The sequence below is a fragment of the Maribacter sp. genome, assembly GCF_016744255.1.
GTDB lineage: Bacteria > Bacteroidota > Bacteroidia > Flavobacteriales > Flavobacteriaceae > Maribacter_B.
In genome coordinates this window covers 20,701-38,035 of record NZ_JADGES010000025.1, presented here as the reverse complement: position 1 = coordinate 38,035, position 17,335 = coordinate 20,701, and the positions used below count along the sequence as shown (strand labels likewise).

The window sequence follows — 17,335 nt, the reverse complement described above, 5'->3', positions numbered from 1 at the left end:
ATAGTTCTGTATTAAGAATTTTAAATTATAGATTAAGGAGTATTTAAGAAGTACCTAATATGGATAATAAATTATTGAATTTTCAACTAAAAACAGCTTTAAATTATGAATTATGCAAATTTTTACTATAAAAATTATATATTTGTTAGTATCTAACTTAAAAATAACATGGAAATTTCACCAGAAAAATCTTTATGGTTTATGTTTATTAAGGGAGACTTAAACGCATTTTCTAGTTTGTTTAAGCATTTCTACCCTATGCTACATGGCTACGGAATGAAGATTTCTGGAAATACAGAATTAACAGAAGATTGTTTACAAAGCTTCTTTATCTACTTACATGACAATAAAGATAAAATTGGAGAAGTAACCCATGTAAAATCGTACTTATTTATTTCTTACAGAAGAGCGTTATTGAAAGTTTTAAAAAAAGAAAGATTATACTCTACATTCAATGAGACTATGGAAAACAATATGGGGTTTGTCTTTTCCAAAGAGGAGCTTAGTTCTAAGCAAGAAACAATAAAACTTAAATCGACTGCTCTTATTAAAATTCTTAATTCTTTATCAACAAGAGAAAAAGAGGCTATTTACCTTAAGTATTACAGTAACTTAAAAACACAGGAAATATCCGAAATTATGGGTATATCTTACCAAAGTGTTCAAAACACATTACAAAAAGCTTTTACTAAACTTAGAGATAAATCGGAATCTGACGCACTCCACCATATACTACAGAATAGTTAAAATTCATTTTTTTAGGGTATATTTACTACTTATATATCTCTTCAGTACTGAATACCTATTTTAATGAACAACATTGACCAAGAACTTTTAGAAAATTTATTAGAAGATATTTCTTTTATAAATTGGGCGAAAAAGAATAATAGAAATGATATTCACTATTGGAATAATTGGATTTCTAATAATGAATCTAAGATTGAGACTATAGAAATGGCTAAGTCTATAACTCTTGGCATACAGTTTAATGAAGCTCCTTTAAGCGATAGTAAAGTAGATTCTCAATTAGATAACGTTCTTAGTATTATTTCTTCTAAACCTAAAAACTATACTAAGAAAACAAAACTTAAAAAGAAATTTAATTTTTCTCCGTATGCTATTGCTGCTACAATAGCTGTACTATTTATTTTTGTTTATACTTCTTCGGATATTCTTAATAACTCGTTAGTAGAGCACCAAACCTCTTATGGAGAAATTATTAATTTAACCTTACCAGATGGAACTTCTGTAATTTTAAATGGAAATTCTAAAATAAGTTATTCTAAAGAAAACCCACGAGATGTTTCTTTAGATGGAGAAGCATATTTTAAAGTAAAACCTATCCTTTCTACCAATGCAAAATTTTGGGTAAGCACTAAAGATTTAAAGGTATCGGTATATGGAACTAAGTTTCATGTTAACGCACATAACCAAAAAACCGATGTTGCTTTAGACGAAGGGTCTATAGAATTAGAACTAAATGGCGGAAAAGCTAAAATAATGAACCCAGGAGAATTTATTTCTTTTTCAAGAATTGATAAAAAAATTATTCACACCAGCAATTCAAAAAAAGATTCTTATTCCCTTTGGAGAGAAGGTACTTATATTTTTAATAATATTAGCTTGGAAGAAGTAATGAAAAACATCGAAGAATCTTACGGTTTGCCTTCTGAGTTCATTGACCAAAAAACAAAAACAAAGATTATTAGCGGAGGAATACCTAATAAAAATTTAAAAATCTGTCTTTCTGCTATAGAAAAATCTACAGACACAAAAATCATTAAAAAAGACAATAAGTTACTAATTATCAATTTAAAGAAAGATAACTAAACTCAAAATTCATGAGTAAAAAGCAATTGTTCTTTGTAATTTTTGCTATTTTTTTTTATGTAGCTAAGACTTCTGCTCAAAATACTTCAGATACAGTCCAAAATGATTCTATTTTACTTGTTAAGTATTTAGATAATTTAAGTAAAAAACAGAATGTTTTTTTCACATATAGCCCTAATTTGTTATCTGGAGAGAAAATATTTTTGCAAAATTACAATTTAGAAACATTACCTAAAATTGTAGAAAAACTTGAAAACAAAACAGGGTTTGATTTTGAATATCTAGGAAACAGATACTATGTAATTTATCCAAAAAAAGAAACAGACAAGGATAAAAAAGTAGATATAACAAGCTACAGTCCATTAGCTAATATAGAACTACAACAATTTATATCGGGTAAAATAACGGATGATAACAATGATCCTCTTCCAGGAGCCTCTATTATTGTTAAAGGAAGTAATAATGGTACGACTACCGATTTTAATGGTAATTACAAGATAGTTGCCAATATTGGAGATACGTTACTGATTTCATACATTGGTTTTACAAGTAAAGAAATTACAATAAACAATGCCAATTTTAACACTTCATTAATTCCAGGCCTAAAACTGTCCGAGGCAGTAGTAATTGGCTCTAGAAATCCTAACAGAACTGCTCTAGACACTGCAATTCCGGTCGATATTATTGATATTGCTGAATTAGCAATTGCTGGCCCACAAATCTCTATTACGCAAATATTAAATTATACAGCACCTTCATTCAGTTCTAATTCACAAACAGTTTCTGACGGTACCGATCATATTGACCCTGCTCAATTACGTGGTTTAGGTCCTGATCAGGTTTTAGTACTTATAAATGGAAAAAGAAGACATACTTCTTCTTTAGTAAATGTAAATGGAACACCTGGAAGAGGAAGTGTAGGTACAGATTTAAATACCATCCCTGCAGCAGCAATTAAAAGAATAGAAGTGTTAAGAGACGGTGCATCTGCTCAATATGGATCAGATGCCATTGCTGGTGTTATTAATATTGTTCTGAAAGACATAACAAATGAATTTACTATTTACCTTACTAGTGGTGCTAATTTTTCTAAAAACAGTAACAACCATACAGCAGGAATAGATGGTAAAAAATTTCAGGTAGACTTAAACTATGGTCTTCCTTTAGGCTATAAAGGAGGTTATATAAACGTTACAGGCTCCCTTACCAAACGACAAAGAACCTCTAGAGCACGCGATAGAAATGACGAAATATTTCATGCTTATAACGCCATAGAATGGGGAGCTTATAACCAAGGCTATAGTCTAACAGATTTAAAAACCAATGTAGAACAAATTCAAAATTACGCTACGCAAGTACCATATTTTAGTCTTACTAAGCAACAAGAAATTGGAAATGCAGTATCTATTAATGAATTACAGAATATATTGAATTTTGATGTTACGGATAATGAACTGAAACGAAGAGATTTAAAAAGAGGGGATTTTAACATGAGTGTTGGTCAATCTGGATTAACGCAGGGACAACTAATGGGTAATTTAGAATTTCCTATTGGAAAAAATAATGTGAAGGTATATGCTTTTGGAGGAACATCTTATAGACGTGGGGATGCTGCCGGTTTTTATAGAACACCAGGACACCCTACAGGGAGAGGTAATACTTTGGCATATATTAATGGTTTTTTACCCAATATTGAATCCGATATTTTGGATAACTCTTTTGCATTTGGAATTAAGGGTAAAATAAAAGAATGGGATGCTGATCTATCCCATACATTCGGAAAAAACGTATTTAAATACAACATTTCAAACACATCTAATTTTTATCTTCAATCTGGAGCTCCTTCCGAATTTTATTCAGGCTTAAATGGTTTTAAACAAAACACCGTTAATTTAGACCTATCAAGATATTATAATACTATTTTCTCTGGATTAAATATTGCATTAGGGGCAGAATACAGAATCGATAATTATTTTATAGAAGCAGGAGAAGAATCTTCTTATGCAAAATATGATATTAATGGAGAAGTAGAAACGTATGTCAGCTCTATAGATCCTTCTTTACAAGTAGTCGATTTTTTCGGAAACCAGCCAACAGCAGGTGCACAAGTATTTTCTGGATTTACTCCTAAAAATGTAGTAGACGCTAAGAGAAATAGTTTTGCTTTCTATTGGGATATTGAAGCTGATATTACCGACAAATTTTTAGTTAATAGCGCGCTACGTTTTGAAGATTTTAGCGATTTTGGAAACTCTCTAAATTATAAAATTGCTACACGATTAAAAGCTACAAATAACATTAATATAAGAGGAGCAATAAGTACCGGGTTTAGAGCGCCCTCTTTACACCAACAGTATTACAACAAATCTAACACATTATTTGATGATGATGGAATAGCATATGAAGTGGGGTCATTTACTAACAACTCCAAGATTGCTAAATTATTTGGAATTCCAGAATTAAAAGAAGAAACATCCTTTAATTCTAGCCTTGGTTTTACTGCTAAAATCCCTAAAGCAAATCTCTATATAACCATAGATGGTTATTATATAAAAATATCGGATAGAATTACTTACACTGGGGATTTTACTACGTTTATAGAACCTAGCAATCAAGCTCAAGAATCTATTAATACAATATTTACGGATTTAGATATTGGTAGGGCAGCATTTTTTGCAAATTCTATAAATACAAAAACAAAGGGGGTAGATGTCGTAGTTACCCATAAATATAAGATTGGAAAATCTATAAGTATCATTTCTAATTTTGCTGCAACATTCTCAAAAACAGAAAAAAATGGCGCTACGAAAAGTAGTCCCCTTTTGGAAAGTGCTGGATTAACAGATGTGTATTTTAGTGAAACGGCAAGAATATACCTAGAAAGAGCACTCCCTAGAGTAAAAATGAATCTTGCAAATAATTTAAACATAGGAAAATTAAACTTCTTTCTGAGAAATGCATACTTTGGATCGGTAGAAGACACCGGTATTCTTAAAAATAATCAAGGAATTAAAATATGGGATAACCAAGGTAATCCAAAGCATCCTATAATAGGAGGTAAAATAATTACGGATCTAAGTGCTTCTTACCAACTCAGCAAAGCATTAGATTTTACAATAGGCGCTAATAATTTATTAGATATATACCCAGATGAATTACCAAGCTACTTAACCTCTAGTAATCAATTTATCTACTCCAGAAGGGTATCTCAATTTGGGTATAGTGGCCGTTTCCTTTTTGCCAGGTTTAATTTTAAAATTAGATAACACTTCTTCTAAAAAATAATTCAAAGTTCAAGAATAAGCCCCTCACTTCTATATTGTTAAAAAAATTAACAAAAAAATAGGGTATATTTTTTTAATCAATACTCTTTATAAAAAAAAGGGAAAAGTATAATACTTTATAGTTTCAAATTAAAGAGATATTTATATTGTAATAGCTACTTAAGAAGAACCCTTTTAAAGTCATGAATATTCATAAAATTTATTCCCAAAAAGATGCTGTAATATCGTCAGCTCATTTTACAAAAGGAGAACTCAAATTAAAATTAAGTATATGAAAATTAGAAATCTAACTCGAAAACTAGTACTGGTTGCACTACTATTAGGAGCAACTAAAGCACATGCTGTATTAAGTGACAGTATGGTTAACAGCAAAGTTCTTAACAATCTAAAACTAGAACAAAATTCCATACAGGGAATAATAACTGACGAATCGGGAGACCCACTAATAGGGGCTTCTATTGTTGTAAAAGGAACAACACAAGGTACTACCACAGATTTTGATGGTAATTATGCTATAAATGCAGATATAGGAGACACTTTAGTAATTTCTTATATAGGTTTTACTAGTAAGCAAGTAGTTGTTAAAAATGCAACAACCAATGTTACCCTAATTGCTGGGCTAGAATTAACAGAAGCTATTGTTATTGGCTCAAGAAACCCAAACAGAACGGCGACTGAAAGTTCCGTACCGGTAGATGTTATAGATATAAAAGAACTAAATAACATTGCACCGCAAGTAAACTTAAACCAAATACTTAATTATGTTGCTCCTTCTTTTACCTCTAACACTCAAACAATCTCTGACGGAACAGATCATATTGATCCGGCATCATTAAGAGGTTTAGGTCCTGATCAAGTTTTAGTACTTATTAATGGTAAAAGAAGACATACTTCTTCATTAGTTAATGTTAACGGTACATTTGGCCGTGGTAGTGTTGGAACAGATTTAAATGCTATTCCTGCTGCTGCTATTAAGCGTATAGAAGTTTTAAGAGATGGTGCAGCAGCGCAATATGGTTCAGACGCCATTGCTGGAGTAATCAACATTGTACTTAATACGAGTGTCAATGAACTTACTACAACGGTAACTACTGGTGCAAATTTTGCAAAAAACGCAAATAACCAAACTGGTGGTGTTGATGGAGCTACAACCAATTTTTCTGCAAGTTATGGCGTACCACTAGGAGACAAAGGAGGGTTTGTTAACTTTTCTGGAGATTTTGATGTTCGTCAAGAATATAGCCGTATGAAAGAATGGGAAGGAAATATCTTCAACGGTTATAATACAGTAGAACGAGTTGCAAATGCAGATGGTTATAATCTTGTAGATTTATTAGATGACGATGTAGCTGATGTAATTACCTATGCTAATAGTGCTGGAATAAATCTAAATGGAGCTACTACAAAAGAAGATTTAAGAACTGTATTATCGGAAGATGCAACAGTATCAGAATTGGCTGCAAGAGGACAATCTAGAAGCGATTACAATATGCGCGTTGGTCAATCTGCGTTAAGAGGAGGACGTTTCTTTGCCAACTTCTCTTTACCACTAGATGACAACGGAACTACATTATATGCTTTTACAGGTATTAGTTCTAGAACAGGAAATTCAGCTGGTTTTTACAGACTACCTAATCAGAGTAGAACCTTTACTCCTGCTTATATAAATGGCTTTTTACCAGAAATAAATTCTACGATTAAAGATCAATCTATTTCTGCTGGTATTAAAGGAAAAGTAGGAGATTGGAACGTAGACTTTAGCAATACCTACGGTAAAAACTCATTCCTATACAACATAGGTAATACCTTCAATGCCTCCTTACAAAGCTCCTCTCCCACTGTTTTTGATGCCGGTGGATTTTCTTTTGCACAAAACACAGCAAACTTAGACATATCCCAATTCTACGACAGTGTACTTTCTGGATTAAATATTGCTTTTGGTGGAGAGTATCGTGTTGAAAATTATGATATATTAGCAGGGGAAGAAGCTTCCTATAGTCAATATACTGCTGAAGGACAAAGAATTACTTTAGCATCACAGCAACCATCTCAAGACTTTTTTGGAGCTTCAAGACCTGGTGGGTCACAAGTTTTCCCTGGTTTTAGTCCTAACAATGAACTTTCTAGAGGAAGAAGTAGTGTCGCTGGTTATTTTGATGTCGAAGCAGATTTCTCTGAAAAGTTTTTAGCAAGTTTTGCTGCCCGTTTTGAAGATTATAGTGATTTTGGATCTACCATTAACTTTAAGCTTGCAACACGTTATAAGGTTTCAGACAATCTTAATATTAGAGGAGCGTTAAATACTGGTTTTAGAGCACCATCTTTACACCAACTTAATTTTAACTCAACATCTACTATTTTTGATCAGAATGGAAACCCTCAAGAAGTTGGCACTTTTGCTAATGATAGTAGAGCTGCTAGTTTGTTAGGTATTCCACAATTAAAAGAAGAAACATCTAGTAGTGTTAGTTTAGGGTTAACAGCAAAATTTCCGGATGCTAATTTAACCATTACTGTAGATGGTTATTTCGTTAAGATTAATGATAGAGTAGTCTACACAGGACAGTTTAAAGGACCTGGAACTGATTCCGAATTGGATAACTTACTAAGTCAAGCTAACGCAACAGCTGCATCGTTTTTTGCGAACGCTATAGATACAGAATCTAAAGGTTTAGATGTGGTTATTACTCACAAGGCATCTTTAGGAGATAATTGGAGATTAAAATCTGATCTATCTGGAACCTTTTCAAAAACAAAGCAAGTAGGAGATATTAATGCCTCTGATGTTTTAAGAAATGCTGGACTTATAAATACCTATTTTCCTGAAGATAGTCGTGTGTACTTAGAGGAAGCTGTTCCTAGAACAAAAATTAATTTATCAAACAGCTTAACATCAGACAAATTCATCGTCTTTTTAAGAAATGTATATTTTGGAGAAGTTACGGAAGCAACTACTACAGTAGCTAATCAGCAAGTATTCGGAACTAAAATAGTGACAGATTTATCTGTAGGTTACAAAGCAACAGATGCTTTAACATTTACGGTTGGTGCAAACAACTTATTAGATGTTTACCCAGACAGAGCAGAAGATGCTTTTGGTAACCGTAGTGGTGGTCGTTTTGATTGGTCTCGAAGAGCCCAACAATTCGGAATTGGTGGTAGGTTTTTATTCGCTAGAGTAAGTTTAACTCTTAAATAAACCCTATTTACAAAAGTTATAATACTAAGACTGTTCTAATGAGCAGTCTTTTTTATTTAAAAAAATAAATTAGGGTATACAACTCTTATTAAATGACATTCTTCTGTCAATTAATAAGATTCCTAACAAGCCTAAAAGAAAATACAATATTACAAACCATAGAGAATAGCTGCTATTACTGTTGTAATATTTATCTTTTTTATTAATTAGAAAGGTTATTACTTAGTTATCATTCTTTTTGTTACCCATAAAATAGCGTATGGAGAGATTATAGATAAGCTTACCTAATGTAAAAAGGTAATGTTAAACGGAAATTCAAAAATTTCCTATTCAAAAAAACGCAAAAGACATATTACTAATTGGTGAAGCTTACTTTAAACTAAAACCAATTCTTTCTACCATAAGAATAAGCCCCTCACTTCTATATTGTTAAAAAAATTAACAAAAAAATAGGGTATATAACAACAATACAGTCTCTTTATCTATGAAGATGAGACTAAAACCTACCAAAATTTACATATTTATTAAACGCCTATACTTAATTGGCTTAGGATATTTTTGAGAATGGTTGTGGAATTTTTGCAAAATTCTACAACCATTTTTTTAGAATTTAATGCACAAATAAGTAAGAACTCAATTATAGTAGTATAACTAATTAAACTCAAAACTATATTTTATGAACATTAAAAACAAAATGAACAAATTAGTATTAGTTGTTCTTCTATTAGGAGCAACCAACGCCCAATCTGCCACCATTGGCAGCGAGATTGATAACTCGGCTACTAAAACTCGAGTAGAAGAACAAAATACAATTACAGGAACAGTTACCGATGAAAGTGGTGTAGCTTTAGCTGGAGTTAATATTGTTGAAAAAGGAACAACCAACGGTACTACATCCGATTTTGATGGTAATTATTCCATTAACGTTACCGACGATACAAAGTTAGTTTTTAGTTACATAGGTTTTGCTACTCAAGAAGTATCTACTGCTGGTAAAAACACTATAAACGTCCAGTTATCGGAAGGAATGGAATTGGATGAATTCATTGTAGTAGGATCACGTACAGCTCCAAGAAGTAATACCGATACACCTTTACCAGTAGATGTGGTTGGTGTAAAAGAATTATTATCTACAGGCCAAGCTAGCTTTGACAAAGCGCTACAATATAGAATTCCATCATTTAACACAGTACAAACTCCTGTGAATGATGCAACTTCTTTATTAGACCCTTATGAAATTAGAAATATGGGGCCTAGTAGAACATTAATATTAATTAACGGTAAACGTAAAAACTTAAGTGCTTTATTGTATACCCAAACATCTCCTGGTAGAGGAGAAACAGGTGCAGATATATCTGCAATACCAACCGACGCAATAAAGAGGGTTGAGATTTTACGTGATGGTGCTTCTGCTCAATATGGTTCAGATGCCATTGCAGGGGTAATGAATATTATCTTAAAAGACAGGCCAAATGAAGGTTCTGCTACAATTAGAACTGGTATTACTTCTGAAGGTGATGGTGAAATGTTTGGCGTAGCTGTTAATAATGGTTCTTCTATCGGTGAGGATAAAGGATTTGTTAATTATACTGTTGATTTATCCAAAGTAAACCAATCTAATAGACCAGGAACTGTCGACGCAGCTGGAGATGCTGGTGATTTTGGTGCAAACATTGCGGATGTACAAGAGTTCTTATCGAGAAGACCTGATGCAGGAAATATTAATGGTTCCCCCGAAACTGCAGCAGCAAAATTCTCTGTAAACTTTGGTTATGACTTAAGTGATAATACCTCTTTGTATGCAAATGCTGCTTACGTTTATAAAGCTGTAAATAGTTTTGCAAATTACAGAACGCCTTACTGGAGAACAGCAGGTGACTTTCCATATTTAGCAGATTTTTTCCCTGGTGACCATCCTACTAATCCTGGGGGTTATGATGGGTACGTTCCTACCTTTGAAGGATTATTAAGTGATTACAATGGTACGGTTGGTTTTAAATCTACCATAAATGATTGGAATGTTGATGCGAGTTTTACTACTGGTGGAAACCTTCAAACATACAAGGTGAATCAAACTCATAATAGAAATGTAGTCTATTCTCCATCTACTTTTATAGATGCGAATGGTAATGGTTCCGTTGATGATGGAGAAATCACTGAAGGTTCTGAACTATACAGAGAGAATAGTCAGCAATCTTTTGATCCGGGTGGGACTAAATTTTCTCATAATGTTGGTAACATTGATATCTCAAGATTACTTTCAGATAAAGTAAGTATTGGTATTGGTGCTGAGTTTAGAACAGAAACTTTTGAGGTTATTGAGGGAGAACTAGCTTCTTACGATGGTGGTGGTGCCGATTCATTTGCTGGTGCTTCCCCTCAAAACGCAGGTAAATTTAACAGATACAATATCGGCGGCTATTTAAGTTTAGATTACGATGTATCGGATGCTTTTTTATTAAGCGGTACAATTAGATCAGAAAATTACTCTGATTTTGGAAATGCTTTTGTTTACAAATTTAGTACAAGATACAAAGTTAGTGATGCCTTTACATTAAGAGGCTCTATTTCTTCTGGTTTCAGAGCCCCTACTCTACACCAAATTTATACACAAAAAGCACAATATAGTTTTGTGCCAGGACAAGGTATACAAGTAGGTGGCTTAATAAATAACGTTTCAACTCAGGCTAAATTATTAGGTATTGATCAATTAGATGCAGAAACCTCTACTAACTTTACAATAGGTTTTGGTGGCAAAATCGCAAATAAATTTAGCTATACTTTTGATTACTATAATATTGCTGTAAAAGATAGAATTGTATTAGGAACGGAGATTGGGCCAAGTGGCGACCCAACAAATGCATTAGATATTCTTTTAACTAACAACAACTTAAGTGATGTAAGTTTCTTTTCAAATGCCATAGACACTAAAACTTCTGGTATTGATGTTGTACTTGCTTACAAAGGCATTAATCTTGGAGCAGGTAGTCTAGATTTAAATTTATCTGGAAACTATACTATTCAAAACGAACGTGATGGTGCAGTAAAGAACCCTACCTTAATTGAAGAAGCTGGTCAGTCTGTAGTTAATGATACTCAAGAGGCTCTGTTCTTTACATCTCGTCCTAAGACAAAATGGATTTTAGGAGCTAATTACGACATTAATAAATTTGGCTTTTCTTTGAACAATACCTATTTCGGAAAAACAACATTCCAACAACAAGGTTTAGATGCTAATTTATTTACTGAGTTTACTCCAAAAATTGTTACAGATTTAGGTGTTAATTTCAATGCAACGGATAAATTCACGATAGCATTAAATATCAACAACATATTAGATGTATTACCAGAATGGAATTTTAAATCTAAAAATGCAGCAGGTGATGCTATTTTAGCAGACGCAGCTCAGGTTAAAAACCAATCTAACTTAATTACATTTAATCAAAGATATTCTCAAATGACTTATGATGGTTACCATTTTAGTCAGTTAGGAACTATGTTTAATTTATCATTAAACTATAAATTTTAAGATTTAAAGTTTCAGTTTATTTTTAATTAGTAGACGGGGTGGCTATCCCTTTGGATAGCTGCTCTTACTTTAAAAAAGATAAGCTACATATTTTCTTAAAAAAATAGAACAAAAAACCCGAACTAAAATTTAGTTCGGGTTTTTATATAGTATCTAAGGAGTTTTTAATTCTTATCCATCAGGATGCATAAATTTTTGCTTTCCTAACAACTCTTCTTCTGTTTCTTGATGGTCTTCATCCGGAACACAGCAATCTACAGGACAAACTGCAGCACACTGTGGCTCTTCATGGAAACCCATACATTCCGTACACTTATCTGGAGAGATATAATACACTTCATCACTGATTGGTTCTTGTACGTCATCTGCGTTTACCTCTTTACCATTTGGCAAGACAATATTCCCTTTTAAAGAGGTACCATCATTATAACGCCATTCGTCTGCCCCCTCATAAATAGCTGTATTTGGGCATTCGGGCTCACAAGCCCCACAATTTATACACTCATCTGTTATAATAATCGCCATAATTTTGTTTTTCTTTACTACTGAATTTACTTGCTCTTAACTTGTTTCAAGATTACAGTATCAATACTTTTGCGCAAAGTTAATGCCAAATAAAATCTTTTACAAATATAATGATACACCATAAGTTAAGATTAACCGCTTTTGTTAAACTTGGAGCATTCTTCCAAGAGTTTTGTCAATATGCAAATAATAACGCTAATTCTTCAAAAAATGATATATCATGGAAAGAAGATTTTTTAGAAATAGTAGAATCAGCCAAACATCATAATGGTTGGTTTACTAAAGAAAATGTACTACTTAGTATAGAGAGCTGGGGTAATCTTTTAACAGAAGAAAATTTAAACACATGGTTAAAAAACTATGATTTAAGTACTAACAAAGAAAAGAAGGTTGCTTTAATATTGGCAGGAAACATTCCCCTGGTTGGCTTTCATGATTTTTTAACAGTCCTCATTACTGGTAACAAAGCGCTGGTTAGACTGTCTTCTAATGACAAAATAATATTTCCTTTTATTGCCAAGTATTTAGTATTTGTAGAACCTACCTTAAAAGAGGAAATAGTTTTTACAGAAGGTAAATTAGAAAATTTCGACGCGGTTATTGCCACTGGAAGCAATAACACCGCACGTTATTTTGAGCATTATTTTAGTAAAGGGCCTAACATTATAAGAAAGAATAGATATTCTGTAGCTGTTTTAACAGGCAATGAAACCAAAGAAGAACTAAAAGCTTTGGGAGATGATATTTTTATGTACTACGGCTTAGGCTGTAGAAGTGTTTCTAAATTATTTGTCCCTAAAGGATATAATTTCGATACCTTTTATAAATCTATTTATGAAAATCATCCTATTATAAATCAAAATAAATATGCCAATAATTACGACTATAACAAGGCTGTTTATTTAATGAGTGAGTTTAAAATATTAGATAATGGTTTTTTAATGCTAAAAGAAGATACTAGTTATGGGTCTCCTATCGCAACTTTATTTTACGAAGAATATAACTCTTTGGAAGAATTAAAAAAGACATTGAAAACCGACGAAGAAAAATTACAATGTATTGTGTCTCGTAATTTCACGAAAGATGAAATTACTTTTGGAAAAACACAAAAGCCCCAACTATCGGAATATGCAGACCATATAGATACGGTTTCATTTCTAATTACAATATAGAGTTATAAGGGTTGCGCTCATAAGCTAGATTCTTAGTATTTTTACAGGCTCTTAAAATTTACTAAATCAGATATCTAAATAAAAATATTATATATGAAAAAACATAATTTTAGTGCAGGGCCTTGTATACTGCCTAAAGAAGTTTTACTTCAAGCATCAGAAGCAGTAATGGATTTTAATGGTTCTGGGTTATCCTTAGTAGAAATATCGCATAGAAGTAAAGATTTTGTTGCTGTAATGGAAAAAGCAAGATCCCTTGCTTTAGAATTATTAGGATTAGAAGGACAGGGTTATGAAGCGCTTTTTTTACAAGGTGGTGCAAGTCTAGAATTTTTAATGGTTGCTTATAACCTATTAGAAAACAAAGCTGGTTATTTAAATACCGGAACTTGGAGTGACAAAGCCATTAAAGAAGCTAAAATTTTTGGAGACGTTATGGAAGTTGGCTCTTCTAAAGATGAAAATTTTAAATACATCCCTAAAGGATATACAATTCCTAAAGGTTTAGATTATTTACACCTTACATCAAACAATACTATTTTTGGAACCCAAATAAAAAAATTCCCAAAAACGGATGCTCCTTTAGTTTGTGACATGAGTTCTGATATTTTTTCTAGACAACTAGATTTTTCTCAGTTTGATTTAATCTATGCTGGTGCGCAAAAAAATATGGGTCCAGCAGGAACTACTTTAGTTATTGTAAAACAAGATATTTTAGGAAAAGTATCTCGTACTATTCCCTCTATGTTAGATTATCAAGTACATATTAATAAAGAAAGTATGTTTAACACTCCTTCTGTCTTTGCCGTATATACTTCTATGTTAACTTTAGACTGGCTCAAAAATTTAGGCGGAATTTCTGCTATCGAAGAGATTAATGATAAAAAAGCTCGATTGCTATATTCAGAAATTGAACTAAACCCTGTATTTAAAGGTTATGCAAATAAAGCGGACCGTTCTAATATGAATGCCACCTTTAATCTCTCCGATGACAAATTAAAAGGCTCTTTTGAGACTATGCTTCAAGAAGCAGGTATAAGTGGTCTAAGCGGTCACCGTTCCGTTGGTGGCTATAGAGCTTCTATGTACAATGCCCTTTCTTTAGATAGCGTAGGCGTGTTGGTAGATGTAATGAGCGAAATGGAAAGAAAAGGATAACAGGAAAATTAAATACAAACCCCCTACTACATAATTTAAAAGTTATACATGACAATTTTAGCAAATGATGGCATTTCTGCCATAGGTGTTTCTACTTTAGAATCTAAAGGTTTTAATGTTTTGACCACTACTGTAGCCCAAGAACAATTGGCTAACTATATAAATGAGAAAAAAGTTTCAGTTCTACTTGTTCGTAGTGCTACTAAAGTAACCAAAGAACTTATAGACCAGTGTTCTGGTCTAAAATTAATTGGTCGCGGTGGTATAGGGCTAGATAATATTGATGTTTCTTATGCCGAGAAAAAAGGAATTAAAGTAATTAATACACCCGAGGCTTCTTCGTCTTCTGTAGCAGAACTTGCTTTTGCTCATTTACTTAGCGGTGTTCGCTTTTTATATGATGCAAACCGTAATATGCCTTTAGATGGCGATAGTCAATTTAAAAAGCTTAAAAAAAGTTATTCTGGTGGTATAGAATTACGGAATAAAACGCTAGGAATAATAGGTTTTGGTAGAATAGGTCAAGAAACAGCAAAAATAGCACTTGGTTTTGGAATGAATGTGGTTTACCATGACCCTGCTTTAGATAAAGCCAGTATTGAATTATCCTTTTTTGATGGACAATCGGTTACCTTTAATTTTGAAAGTCAATCTAAAGAAGAAGTATTAAAATCTTCCGATTATATTACATTACACGTCCCTGCACAAAAAGCATATACTATTAATAAAAAAGATTTTACTGTAATGAAAAATGGTGTGGGAATCATAAATACAGCAAGAGGTGGAGCGATTGATGAAGTTGCTTTAGTTGAAGAATTAGATAATGGAAAAGTTTCTTTTGCTGGCTTAGATGTGTTTGAGTCGGAGCCAAAACCTGAAATAAGAATATTAATGCACCCTAATATTTCGTTGAGTCCACATATTGGTGCTTCTACTGTTGAAGCGCAAAATAGAATTGGCATGGAACTTGCAACGCAAATAATAGATATTTTTAAAGCATAATATTTAAAAATGCTTTAAATTTAAAACATTAGAACATTAATTAAATTAACTATAACATGTCAGGATTATTAGACTTATTAAACAGCCCAATGGGCAAACAATTAATCAGCGGCGTTGCTGGACAAACAGGACAATCGGAAAGTGGAACTGCTGGATTATTGAGCATGGCAATGCCAGTTCTTATGGGAGCAATGAAAAGAAATGCAGCTACTCCAGAAGGAGCTCAAGGACTTATGTCTGCACTTTCTAGTAAACATGATGGCGGTATCTTAGATAACCTTGGAGGTTTCTTTGGTGGTGGTGTTGATCAATCTGTAATGGATGATGGCGCCGGAATTCTAGGTCACGTTCTAGGAAATAAACAACCACAAGTACAAAATGCACTAAGCCAAAAATCTGGTATGGATGCTGGTAGTGTTGCTACAATATTAAAAGTAGCTGCCCCTCTTTTAATGGGTCTTCTAGGAAAACAAGCAAAACAACAAAATGTTAGCGATGCCAATGGTATTGGTGATGTTCTTGGTGGATTGTTAGGTGGCGGCAATAATGCTGGTCAACAACAATCATTAATTGAGTCTTTCCTTGATTCGGATGGTGATGGTAGTATTTTAGATGATGTTGCAGGTATGGTTCTTGGCGGAAACAAAAGCGCTGGCGGACTTGGTGGCCTTTTAGGAGGTTTATTTGGTAAATAAAATCGTAGTACAGTATACTAAGAAAGGCTGTTTGTGAAAATCGAACAGCTTTTTTTTGTACCTTATAGTTTCACAAACTCTATTACGCCACTGTAAAGATGAAAAAAAACATATTATACACCATTGTTATTGGGCTTATATCCTTCCTAATTTGGAGTTGCAATAGTACTAGCAAAGCTATTTCTATTTCGGACAAAGAGAAAACGGCTTTTACACAAACCAAAGGAGATACCATAACTATTAGTAGTGATAAAACAGAGTATGAAATAACCATAATTGAATCTGGATATAATTTCTGGTTACAAAGCACAGCCAAAGCAAAAGGCTACTATTCCCAATCTTATATGGAGAATAGAAACCAAATTTATGTTGCAGAGTGGAATAGACGTGTTTTACAGCCTCAAGTGTACGACTCTAATTTATACGAATTGCAAATAGATTACCAAGCACATATAGATTATGGATATGATGTAAATTATAAATTGTATAATTATTTTATCTATTTCCAAAGAAAATACAATCAGCGATTAGGAGCTTTTCTGCCTCGTATTTAAAAAGTATATTTGCAGACCATATTTTAATTCTATTCATGGAAAAATTGAAACAACGTTGGGGTGTAGACTCTAATTTTCAAATAATTTTAATACTTATTGTTTTCTCAGTAACAGGTTCTGCTGCGGTTTTTTTAGCAAAACCAATCCTTAATTCTATTGGGTTAGTAAGAGAATCTTTTTCTGAAAATTGGTGGGGAGGTATTATATATGTAACCTTAAGAATCTTGGTTATATTCCCTATTTATCAAGTTTTATTGGTGGTATTTGGTTGGCTATTTGGTCAGTTTAAATTCTTTTGGAATTTTGAAAAGAAAATGATTCATAGATTAGGTTTAGGGTTTTTATTAAAGTAATCTTCCCGCATATTACTATTACCTTTCTTTTTTG

At 32.7% G+C, this 17,335-nt stretch carries 12 protein-coding genes; 11 read left to right on the top strand and 1 reads right to left on the bottom strand.

From position 1 onward, the window contains the following. Positions 1-168 precede the first annotated feature (168 nt). The 5 genes from QZZ51_RS06405 to QZZ51_RS06385 all read left to right on the top strand — a co-directional run bounded on the left by QZZ51_RS06405 (position 169) and on the right by QZZ51_RS06385 (position 11,842). Positions 169-747, top strand: coding sequence for a sigma-70 family RNA polymerase sigma factor (locus tag QZZ51_RS06405; protein WP_291867511.1), 579 nt, complete (start codon positions 169-171; stop codon positions 745-747). A gap of 63 nt (positions 748-810) precedes the next feature. After that, entirely contained in the window at positions 811-1,830 is a 1,020-nt protein-coding gene (locus QZZ51_RS06400; RefSeq protein WP_291867509.1) for a FecR family protein, read from the top strand. Positions 1,831-1,841: 11 nt separating this feature from the next. Further along, positions 1,842-5,096: a TonB-dependent receptor gene (locus QZZ51_RS06395; protein ID WP_291867506.1), complete on the top strand. Its 3,255-nt coding sequence runs from the start codon at positions 1,842-1,844 to the stop codon at positions 5,094-5,096. A 376-nt stretch (positions 5,097-5,472) separates the two neighbouring features. Beyond that, a complete protein-coding gene (locus QZZ51_RS06390; RefSeq protein WP_291867514.1) occupies positions 5,473-8,313 on the top strand; it encodes a TonB-dependent receptor in 2,841 nt (946 codons plus the stop codon). Between the two features lie 676 nt (positions 8,314-8,989). Further along, positions 8,990-11,842, top strand: a complete 2,853-nt coding sequence (locus QZZ51_RS06385) for a TonB-dependent receptor (RefSeq protein WP_291867503.1) — start codon at positions 8,990-8,992, stop codon at positions 11,840-11,842. 171 nt (positions 11,843-12,013) lie between these two features. Here QZZ51_RS06385 and QZZ51_RS06380 read toward each other — a convergent pair whose 3' ends face one another. Beyond that, the gene (locus tag QZZ51_RS06380) at positions 12,014-12,367 is read right to left on the bottom strand and encodes a 4Fe-4S dicluster domain-containing protein (protein WP_291867500.1); all 354 of its coding nucleotides are present in this window, start codon (positions 12,365-12,367) and stop codon (positions 12,014-12,016) included. A gap of 110 nt (positions 12,368-12,477) precedes the next feature. Between QZZ51_RS06380 and QZZ51_RS06375 the strand changes: the two genes are divergently transcribed. The 6 genes from QZZ51_RS06375 to QZZ51_RS06350 all read left to right on the top strand — a co-directional run bounded on the left by QZZ51_RS06375 (position 12,478) and on the right by QZZ51_RS06350 (position 17,301). Next, complete coding sequence (locus tag QZZ51_RS06375; RefSeq protein WP_291867497.1) at positions 12,478-13,539, top strand: acyl-CoA reductase; 1,062 nt, start codon at positions 12,478-12,480, stop codon at positions 13,537-13,539. Positions 13,540-13,632: 93 nt separating this feature from the next. Further along, positions 13,633-14,697: a 3-phosphoserine/phosphohydroxythreonine transaminase gene (serC, locus tag QZZ51_RS06370; protein WP_291867494.1), complete on the top strand. Its 1,065-nt coding sequence runs from the start codon at positions 13,633-13,635 to the stop codon at positions 14,695-14,697. A 48-nt stretch (positions 14,698-14,745) separates the two neighbouring features. Further along, the gene (locus tag QZZ51_RS06365; protein WP_291867492.1) at positions 14,746-15,699 is read left to right on the top strand and encodes a D-2-hydroxyacid dehydrogenase; all 954 of its coding nucleotides are present in this window, start codon (positions 14,746-14,748) and stop codon (positions 15,697-15,699) included. A 56-nt stretch (positions 15,700-15,755) separates the two neighbouring features. After that, positions 15,756-16,394, top strand: coding sequence for a DUF937 domain-containing protein (locus tag QZZ51_RS06360; protein WP_291867490.1), 639 nt, complete (start codon positions 15,756-15,758; stop codon positions 16,392-16,394). A gap of 98 nt (positions 16,395-16,492) precedes the next feature. Next, positions 16,493-16,948: a DUF6146 family protein gene (locus QZZ51_RS06355; protein ID WP_291867487.1), complete on the top strand. Its 456-nt coding sequence runs from the start codon at positions 16,493-16,495 to the stop codon at positions 16,946-16,948. Positions 16,949-16,983: 35 nt separating this feature from the next. Continuing rightward, positions 16,984-17,301, top strand: coding sequence for a DUF6787 family protein (locus tag QZZ51_RS06350; protein ID WP_291867484.1), 318 nt, complete (start codon positions 16,984-16,986; stop codon positions 17,299-17,301). Positions 17,302-17,335 lie beyond the last annotated feature (34 nt).

What these genes read in the sequence shown, in the direction of transcription:
- QZZ51_RS06385 (WP_291867503.1), top strand. Translation starts at nt 8,990, where the DNA reads ATGAACATTAAAAACAAAATGAACAAATTAGTATTAGTTGTTCTTCTA.
- QZZ51_RS06375 (WP_291867497.1), top strand. Translation starts at nt 12,478, where the DNA reads ATGATACACCATAAGTTAAGATTAACCGCTTTTGTTAAACTTGGAGCA.
- QZZ51_RS06395 (WP_291867506.1), top strand. Translation starts at nt 1,842, where the DNA reads ATGAGTAAAAAGCAATTGTTCTTTGTAATTTTTGCTATTTTTTTTTAT.
- QZZ51_RS06360 (WP_291867490.1), top strand. Translation starts at nt 15,756, where the DNA reads ATGTCAGGATTATTAGACTTATTAAACAGCCCAATGGGCAAACAATTA.
- QZZ51_RS06405 (WP_291867511.1), top strand. Translation starts at nt 169, where the DNA reads ATGGAAATTTCACCAGAAAAATCTTTATGGTTTATGTTTATTAAGGGA.
- QZZ51_RS06355 (WP_291867487.1), top strand. Translation starts at nt 16,493, where the DNA reads ATGAAAAAAAACATATTATACACCATTGTTATTGGGCTTATATCCTTC.
- QZZ51_RS06380 (WP_291867500.1), bottom strand. Translation starts at nt 12,367, where the DNA reads ATGGCGATTATTATAACAGATGAGTGTATAAATTGTGGGGCTTGTGAG.
- QZZ51_RS06365 (WP_291867492.1), top strand. Translation starts at nt 14,746, where the DNA reads ATGACAATTTTAGCAAATGATGGCATTTCTGCCATAGGTGTTTCTACT.
- QZZ51_RS06390 (WP_291867514.1), top strand. Translation starts at nt 5,473, where the DNA reads ATGGTTAACAGCAAAGTTCTTAACAATCTAAAACTAGAACAAAATTCC.
- serC (WP_291867494.1), top strand. Translation starts at nt 13,633, where the DNA reads ATGAAAAAACATAATTTTAGTGCAGGGCCTTGTATACTGCCTAAAGAA.
- QZZ51_RS06350 (WP_291867484.1), top strand. Translation starts at nt 16,984, where the DNA reads ATGGAAAAATTGAAACAACGTTGGGGTGTAGACTCTAATTTTCAAATA.
- QZZ51_RS06400 (WP_291867509.1), top strand. Translation starts at nt 811, where the DNA reads ATGAACAACATTGACCAAGAACTTTTAGAAAATTTATTAGAAGATATT.